Below are 8,384 nucleotides of genomic sequence, written 5' to 3'. Positions count from 1 at the left end.
TGTCCGGCGCGGCCCACGACGGCAACCCGCGCCGGTTCACCGTCAGCGTCGGCTCGTAGGCGCGCACCCGTCCCGCCCCGCACCACCGACGGCTGACAACGCTGTCAGGGGCGGGCGTCCTCGCGGATCAGCTCCACGGCGCGCTCCGCGAGGGCGACCGTCGGGGCGTGCGTGTGCCCCCGCGTGATGCGCGGCATGACCGAGGCGTCCACGACGCGCAGGGACTCGGCGCCGCGCACCCGCAGCCGCGGGTCCGTCACGGCGTCCGGGTCGGCGCCCATCCGGCAGGTGCCGACCGGGTGGTACAGGGTCTCGGCGCCGGCCCGGATCGCGGCGGTCAGCGCCTCGTCGTCGACGACGCCGGGGTAGCCGCCCATCGGGGCGCCCCGCAGGGGCCGCAGCGCCGGGTCGGCGAGCAGTTCCTCGGCCCGGCGCACTCCGGCGACGAGGGTGCGCAGGTCCTCCCCGTCGGCGAGGTAGCCGGGATCGATGCGGGGCGGCGCCGCGGCCCCCGCGCCGGTCGGCGTGATCCGGCCGCGGCTGCGCGGCTGGAGGAGCACCACACCGACGGTGATGCCGTGCTCGGCGGGCGGCGTGAGCCCGTGCTCGACGAACGGCACCGGCGCGTAGACCAACTCGATGTCGGGAGCGGTGGGTTCCGGCCGGGTCGCGACGAAGGCCACGGCCTCGCCGATGTTCGAGGTGAGCGGGCCGCGGCCGCGCAGCAGGAACCGGGCGATGTTCGCCGGGGTGTCCGCGCCCGTCAGCGAGACGGGGCGCGGGGTGCGGACGGTCACCGCGTAGGACAGGTGGTCCTGGAGGTTGCCGCCGACCTCGGGCGAGGCGACCCGGGTCTCGATCCCGGCGTCGGCGAGGGCCTTCGGGTCGCCGATGCCGGCCTGCTGGAGCAGGTGCGGGGAGCCGATGGCGCCCGCGGCGAGAATCACCTCACGCGCGGCCCGCAGGACGCCCGGGGCGATCCCGTCGGCCACGACCCCGGCGGCGCGGACGCCGTCGAAGTCGATGCGGGTGACGCGGGCGCCGGTGTAGACGTCGAGGTTGGGCCGCCGCGCGGCGGGCCGCAGGTAGCCGTCGGCCGCGCTCCAGCGGCGGCCGCGGTACTGGTTGAGCGGGGTAATCGCGAAGCCCGCGTGGTCGGGCCGGTTCAGCTCGCCGAGCTCGCGGAGCCCCTGTGCGCGGCAGGCGTCCAGGAAGGCGGCGGTGGTGGGGTTCGGATCGCGCGGCGGCGAGATGTGCAGCGGTCCGAGCCGGCCGTGCACGGAGTCCTCGCGCGCGGGGCCGTGCCACCGCTCCGCCCTGCGGAAGAAGGGCTCGAACCGCTCGTACCCCCACTCCTCGCCCGCCGTCTCGCCCCACGTGTCGTAGTCGTCGCGGTGACCGCGCACCCACATCATGGCGTTGATCGACGAGGAGCCGCCGAGGGTGTGCCCGCGCGGCCAGTACAACTCCCGGCTGTCCAGGGCGGGTTGGGGCGAGGTGGCGTAGTCCCAGTCGTACTCCGTCCGGAACAGCTTCGGGAAGGCGGCCGGGATGCGTATCTCGCTCCTGCGGTCCCGGGGGCCCGACTCGACGAGCGCCACCCGGATCCCCGGGTCCTCCGACAGCCGGCCGGCGAGCACGCAGCCCGCCGACCCGGCGCCGACGATGACGTAGTCGTACGTACGGTCCTTGCTCAACGCGGCTCCCTCGACGGACGGTCGACCTGATGAGGTGTCACCGATGGTCTACACCCGGGCACGGGTGGGCGTACATACGCGGTCGTGGTCGCGGGCCCTCGCACAGCAGGGCGCGGCTCAGGCGCACGGGGCGGCGGCCCGCAGCTCCTTGCGGGCCAGCAGGGTGTAGCTGCCGCTCGCGACGAGCAACCCGGCCGGCAGGGCCAGGTCGAGTCCGCCGAGTGCGGCGGCGACCGGGCCCGTGTAGAGGGTGTCCACGCAGAGGGCGGACGCGGTGGCCCCCAGGAGCAGGGCGGCGGCGCCGGCGCGGTTGACGCCGCCGCGGAACCAGAACGGGCCGCCGCGTGACTCGTCGCCGAGGGCGGCGCCGTCGTAGCGGTTGCGGCGCAGGACGATGTCCGTGGCGTAGAGGGCCATGCTCGGGCCGAGCAGGACGACGGTCAGTTGCAGCACGTTGTTGACCGTGTCCAGGAAGTCCGAGATCAGCAGGCCGTACAGGGTGAGCGCGACCGCCGCCGTCCCGTCGAACAGCACGCTGACGGAGCGCCGGATGCGCAGCCCGACGGCCTGCAGGGCGAGCCCCGCGCTGTACGCGGTCAGGGCGTTGATGGCGATGGTGCCGAGGACGAGCGCGAGCAGGAAGACGGGGGCGAACCAGGCGGGCAGGATCTTCTCGAGCCCGGACTGCGGGTCGCTCATGTCGACGACCGTCGCGCCGAACACGCCGAGCGAGCAGACCACCATGCTGGGCAGGAAGCCGCCGAGCGCGGTCCACCCGGCGACGGCCGTGCGCGAGGCGGTCCGCGGCAGGTAGCGGGAGAAGTCCGCGCTCGTGGTGTAGGACAGCGGGCCCGAGGCGATCAGGGCGACCCCGGCGAGGGCGGTGGCCCACAGGCGGGTGCCGTGCAGCGGCTGCGCGGGGGCGTACGAGAAGTCGGCGTGCCGGAACACCGAGACGGCCACGACGGCGAAGGCGGCCGCGAGGACGAGGGTGAGGGGTACGTAGAGCTTCATGATCGTGGCGTGGCCGTAGACGCTGATGGTCAGCGTGAGCGCGGCGATGACCACGATGACGACGACCTCGACGGGGACGGTCGCGGGGATTCCCGCCTTCTCGACGAGGGCGAAGGCGGCGACCGCGGCGGCGGACAGGTTGAGCGCGAAGTAGCAGACCGAGACCAGCCAGCCGGTGACCGCGTTGTTCACGCGGTTGCCGATGACTCCGTACATGGCGCGGGTGATCACCTCGCTGGGTGCGCCGGCGGCGGGCCCGGAGACGGCGAGGAAGCCGGTCAGGCACCAGAAGAGGTTGCCCACGAAGAGGACGGCGAGGGCCTGCCACACCGTCAGGCCCATCAGGACCAGGGCGCCGCCGAGGACGAGGCTGAGGTAGTTGACGTTGGTGGCCGCCCAGACCGGGAAGAGGTCGCGGGGGCGGCCGCGCCGCTCCGCGTCCGGGATCCGGTCGATGCCGTGGGCCTCGATGCGGCTCGCCCGGGGCTGCTGCCCGGCCGGCTCGGGTGCGGCCCGTCCGTCGGTGTCCGGGGACTTGTCGGGGAGCGTCGACGCCATGGGGGCCTCCGGGTCCTGTTCGCCGGCGGTCACGCCGACCGCTTGCCTATTGATCGGCCACTCAATAGTGTGCCCGTCATGTCGTCAAGCGTTGAGCGCAAACGAATCCGAAAATCTCCGGCCGCGCGACGTGCGGAAATCGTTGCGAAAGCTGCTGAGACTGCGCTTTCCGATGGTCTGGAGAGCATCACCCTCCGCCGGATCGGTGACGCTCTCGACGTCCGGCCGGGCCTCGTGAGCCACTACTTCCCGTCCGTCGAGGACCTCGTCGCGGAGGCGTTCGGCGACGCGGCGAGCGGCGAACTGGACGCCCTGCTGCCGCCGCCCGACCCGGAGGACGACCCCACCGCACGGCTCGTGGACTTCTTCGCTCTCACCAGCGGGCCCGCGTGGAACGACATCAGCCGGCTGTGGATCAACGCCCGCCACCTCGCCCGGCACCGGCCCGCCCTGGCCGGCCGCGTCGCGGACCAGGAGGCCTCCTGGCGCGAGCGGCTGTCCGCGCTGCTCGCGGACGGGGTGGAGCAGGGCGCGTTCCGCACACCGGACCCGGTGGTGACGGCCCAGATGATCCTCGTCGTCCTCGACGGTCTCGGCGCCGACGCGGGCGCCGAGCACGAGGCGCTGCCGCCCGCCGTGCGCCGGATGGCGATCAGCCTGGCCGAGCGCGAACTCGGCCTCGCGCCGGGCGCACTGGCCCCCTTGTGACCCCCGCGCCACGCCCGTACGAGGCCGCCGCGCGCCGCCCGTCACCCGGCGCGACCCGACCTCTCCCCTGCCCGCACCCGCACCCGGAGTACCGCACCGTGCAACCCCAGCTCGTCCTTCTCGGCGCCCGACTGCTCGACCCGGTCCGGGGCCGCCTGCCCTTCTCGGCCCTCGCCGCGACCCCCGACGGCGTCATCAGTGCCCTCGGCGACGACCGTGCGATCCGCTCGCTCGCCGGGCCCGACACCACCGTCATCGACCTGAAGGGCGCCGTCGTGACGCCGGGTCTGGTCGACGGCCATCTGCACCCGGCCTCCGGCGCCGAACTCACCCGCGGCCTCGACCTGTCCGGCTGCACCGGGCTCGACGCGGTGCGGGAGGCCCTGGCCGCGCAGCGGCGCCGGCTCGCCCCCGGGGCCTGGCTGCACGCCTGGGGTCTGGATCCCAACGTGTTCGGCGACCGCCCGGTCGCCGCGGCCGCCCTCGCCCCGGTGCTCGACGGCGTGCCCGCCGTGCTCCAGCTCTTCGACGGTCACTCGGTGCTCGCGAGCCCCCTCGCACTGGAGCGCGCCGGGATCGACGGCCCGCGCTCCTTCGACCAGGCGGCCGAGATCGTCTGCGACGCCGAAGGCCGCCCGACCGGGCTGCTCCTGGAGGACGCCGCGAGCGAGCCGGTGTTCGCGGCCGCCCCGCAGCCCACCCGCGCCGAACGGCGCGACCGGCTCGCCGAGGTGCTGCGCGCGATGGCCGCCGCCGGGCTCACCGGCGGACACGCGATGGAGGCGGACGAGGACAGCACCGCGCTGATCGCCGCGCTGGACGAGGCCGGCGAACTCCCGCTCAGGCTGCGGCTCGCACCCTGGTGCCAGCCGGGCGCGGACGCCGACGCGGTCCGCGCACTGATCGAACTCCAGGGCAGCGGCGGGGCGTTGTGGCGCACCGCGGGCGTCAAGCTGTTCATGGACGGCACGGTGGACAACGGCACCGCGTGGCTGGAACGCCCCGACTGCCACGGCGAGTCCACGCACGCCTTCTGGCCCGACCCGGCGGCGTACACCGAGGTGATCGGGACGCTGCACCGGGCCGGTGTGCCCACGGCGACGCACGCGATCGGGGACGCGGCGGTGCGCCATGTCCTCGACGCGGTCGCGAAGGCACGGGCCGGGGCCCCGGGTGGTGTGCGGCACCGGGTGGAGCACATCGAGACGGTGCCCGACGACACGGTGCGCCGCTTCGCCGAGCTGGACGTCGTGGCCTCGATGCAGCCCACGCACTGCTGCGACTTCACCCGCGCCGACCACACCGACAACTGGTCGCGGCGGCTCGGCGAGGAGCGGGCCGCACGGGCCTGGCGCTGCCGTGACCTGTGGGACGCCGGGGCGCGCGTGGTACTCGGCTCGGACTGGCCCATCGCGCCGTACCCGCCGCTCGGCGTGCTGGCCGGCGCCCGGCACCGCCGCCCGAGCCGCGACCTGACGCTGCCGCCGCACGGCCCCGGGCAGGCACTGACCGGCGCCGAGGCGCTGCGGGCGATGACGGTCAACGCGGCCCACGCGGCCGGGGACGAGCGCGTCGCCGGACGGATCGCGCCCGGCTTCCGCGCGGACCTCTCGGTGTTCGCGGCGGACCCCACCGAGGTGGACGCGCTGGAACTGCCGGACGTGCCGGTGCGGTTGACGGCCGTCGGCGGACGCGTGACGTTCCGGGCCGCGGACGTGTGAGCCGGGCGCGGCCCGCCGTCAGTGGTGCGGCGGGTCGTACTCCGGGATCGAGCCGTCCGCCTTCTTGACCAGGAACAGACCGGCCATGCCCATGTCGGAGTGGCTCTGGACGTGGCAGTGGTACATCCAGGCGCCGGCGCCGACGCCCTCGCCCGCGACGAACTGGAAGCCGAAGGAGTCGGCGGGGCCGCAGATCTTGTTGTCCAGGACCTGGCTGGGGTCGTCGGGGCCGGTGAGCATGCCGGTGCGGTTGTCCGCCCAGCGATGACCGTGCATGTGGAACGTGTGGTAGTACTCGCCGTGCGTGATCATCACGATCTCGACCCGGTCGCCCACCGTGGCCTCGAAGTTCGGTGCCTCGTGCGCGGCCTTGTTGTTGATCGTCATGTCGTTGAAGACGATCGTGAAGGTCTTGCCGGGGTCCGGCAGGATGTCGCCCTTGCGGCGCACGATCACCGGCCCGTACAGCCCCTTGCGGATGCCGCCGGTGCCGTGGTCGGTGCCGACGACGTGGTCGTGGTAGTGCCAGTATCCGGCGGTTCCGGGGCGCCAGGTGCCGTCCTTGCGGCGGCCCGGGGCGTGCGTGCGCCAGGTGTAGGTACGGGTGCCGCCGGGCTCGACGTGGCTGCGGTTCATCCGGGTGCCGTCGCTGGAGATCTCGTAGTCCATGCCGTGCACGTGCAGGCTGGCGTCCACGTCCGTCAGGTTCTCGAACTCGATGTGCAGGGTGTCGCCCTCGTTGAGCTCGATCAGCGGGCCGGGGATCGACGCCTTGCCCTTCTCGAGGCCGTAGCCGAGCTGTCCGTCGGCGAGCTTCTCGGCGTACATCTTGATGCGCCGGACATCGCCGCCCGCGGGGGCGGTGCGCGGCGGGGTGTCGGCGCCGGCCGCGGGGGTGGCCGCCGCCGCGAGGGACAACGATGTCACCCCGGCCGTGGCGGCGACCGCGCCACCGATGAGCATCCGGCGGCTGAGCGCGCGTCTGTCCCGCTCGCTCGCCCGGCCCTCGTCCTGCCTCAGTTCGTCGCGGCTCGTCTCGTCGCGTTCCGTCACGGACAACTCCCCACCCTCGTACGGGTTTTCACGTGGCGTGAGGCACCGTAGCCAGCTGATCTTCGTTTTTCCACACTCAGGACAAAGTTCGTGTCATTGCGGTCATAGCTATTGGCGAACCGCGAAAAGAGGTCTAGCTTTCACCGCGCTGTTGCTGTGTCCGATGAGGGGTGGGTGAACACATGCGGCGGATACCGCATCAAAAGCCGTTGCCCGTACGAGAGTTCAGCGCCGGAAGAAGCAGACGCGCCCGGGTGTGGGCCGTCGGGATCGCCGGAACGGCCCTGGCCGCGGGGTTGCTCGGCAGTCCCGCGGCCAGCGCCTACCCGGACCCCGGAAATGGGCGCCTGACAACGATGTCCATCCAGTCGCCGCCCGGCGGCGCCAATGTGCGGGTCCTCGTGTACTACGGGTCCGCGGCCGGCGGCGACGAGTCGCCGACCGTGAACGCGGGCATCGCGGCGATCGAGAAGATCGGCCGGTCCGGGCCCGCCGGACAGCGGTTCAAGATCGTGGCGACCGACGACGCCTCCGTCTTCACCAACGCCACCAAGCTGAGCCGGTTCAACTCCGTGGTCTTCCTGACCGGCGGCGGGGACGTCCTCGACCCCGACCAGGAAGCGGGCCTCGAGAGCTACATGGAGGCGGGCGGCGGCTTCGTCGGCGTCCACGACGCGGCCCGGGCCGAGCCGTACTCCGACTGGTTCACCGGGCTGATCGGTGCCCGTCCGGCGGCGTCCTCACCGACGGGCGTGCAGCGCGCGACCGTCGAGGTGGGCGACCGGCAGAACCCGGCGACCAAGGACCTGCCGGTCCAGTGGAAGCGCCCGGACCAGTGGCTGAACTGGGAGAAGAACCCGTCCGGCGACGTGCACACGGTGGCCCGGGTGCGCGAGTCGACGTACAAGCCCGGCGAGAGCGCCAACGGAGCGGACCACCCGGTGTCCTGGTGCCGCGACTACGACGGCGGCCGGTCCTTCTACACCGGGATGGGCGGCACGGCCTCCTCCTACGACGAGGCCGACTTCCGGGACCACCTGCGCGGCGCGCTCCTGTGGACGTCCCGCATCGTGCGTGCCGACTGCAAGGCCGCGATCAACTCCAACTACAAGGCCGAGCGGCTGACCCAGCCGAACCAGGCGGGCCAGAACGACCAGATCGGCGAGCCGCACGGGCTCGTCACGGCCCCCGACGGGCGCGTCCTGTACATCGGGCGCGGCGGTGCGGACGCCTCCCAGCCGGTCGTCACGGACTGGAACGACCCGGACGTCGGCAAGGGCAAGGGCCAGATCCACGTCTACGACCCGAAGACCAAGAAGGTCACCCTCGCCGGCGAGCTGACCGTCTTCGGCAACAAGGGCGGCGGCGACGAGCTGGTCAAGGTCGAGGAGGGGCTGCTCGGCATCGAGCTGGACCCGAAGTTCGAGGAGAACGGGTGGGTGTACCTGCACTACACCCCGCACTCGCAGCTCGACCGCGACAAGCAGCTGGCCGAACGCCGGGTCTCGCGCTTCACGATGGACCTGACGACGAACAAGCTGGACCTGGCCAGCGAGAAGGTCCTGCTGAAGTGGCCCGTGCAGGTGCACAGTTGCTGCCACGCCGGTGGCGGGATGGCCTGGGACTCCAAGGA

Annotated in this window: 6 protein-coding genes; 3 read left to right on the top strand and 3 right to left on the bottom strand. The window is 73.2% G+C overall.

Annotated elements, in window-relative coordinates; genetic code table 11:
- Window positions 1–104 precede the first annotated feature (104 nt).
- Complete coding sequence (locus GTW43_RS16555; protein WP_161302802.1) at window positions 105–1,697, bottom strand: GMC family oxidoreductase N-terminal domain-containing protein; 1,593 nt, start codon at window positions 1,695–1,697, stop codon at window positions 105–107.
- A gap of 117 nt (window positions 1,698–1,814) precedes the next feature.
- Window positions 1,815–3,269, bottom strand: coding sequence for a cytosine permease (locus tag GTW43_RS16550; RefSeq protein ID WP_161302801.1), 1,455 nt, complete (start codon window positions 3,267–3,269; stop codon window positions 1,815–1,817).
- 78 nt (window positions 3,270–3,347) lie between these two features.
- Here GTW43_RS16550 and GTW43_RS16545 point away from each other — a divergent pair, with 78 nt between their 5' ends.
- Window positions 3,348–3,977 (top strand): TetR family transcriptional regulator C-terminal domain-containing protein, encoded by a 630-nt coding sequence (locus GTW43_RS16545; protein WP_161302800.1) that lies wholly within the window; start codon window positions 3,348–3,350, stop codon window positions 3,975–3,977.
- 98 nt (window positions 3,978–4,075) lie between these two features.
- A complete protein-coding gene (locus tag GTW43_RS16540) occupies window positions 4,076–5,698 on the top strand; it encodes an amidohydrolase (RefSeq protein WP_161302799.1) in 1,623 nt (540 codons plus the stop codon).
- Window positions 5,699–5,716: 18 nt separating this feature from the next.
- Here GTW43_RS16540 and GTW43_RS16535 read toward each other — a convergent pair whose 3' ends face one another.
- Window positions 5,717–6,661, bottom strand: coding sequence for a multicopper oxidase domain-containing protein (locus GTW43_RS16535; RefSeq protein ID WP_161302803.1), 945 nt, complete (start codon window positions 6,659–6,661; stop codon window positions 5,717–5,719).
- Between the two features lie 272 nt (window positions 6,662–6,933).
- Here GTW43_RS16535 and GTW43_RS16530 point away from each other — a divergent pair.
- A partial coding sequence (locus GTW43_RS16530; protein WP_237536628.1) for a ThuA domain-containing protein occupies window positions 6,934–8,384 on the top strand: 1,451 nt, incomplete at its 3' end.

It is taken from the genome of Streptomyces sp. SID5785 (genome assembly GCF_009870065.1).
In the GTDB taxonomy this organism is placed as follows: Bacteria; Actinomycetota; Actinomycetes; order Streptomycetales; family Streptomycetaceae; genus Streptomyces.
The sequence above is the reverse complement of the archived record's forward strand: the minus strand, read 5'-3'. Positions and strand labels throughout refer to the sequence as shown.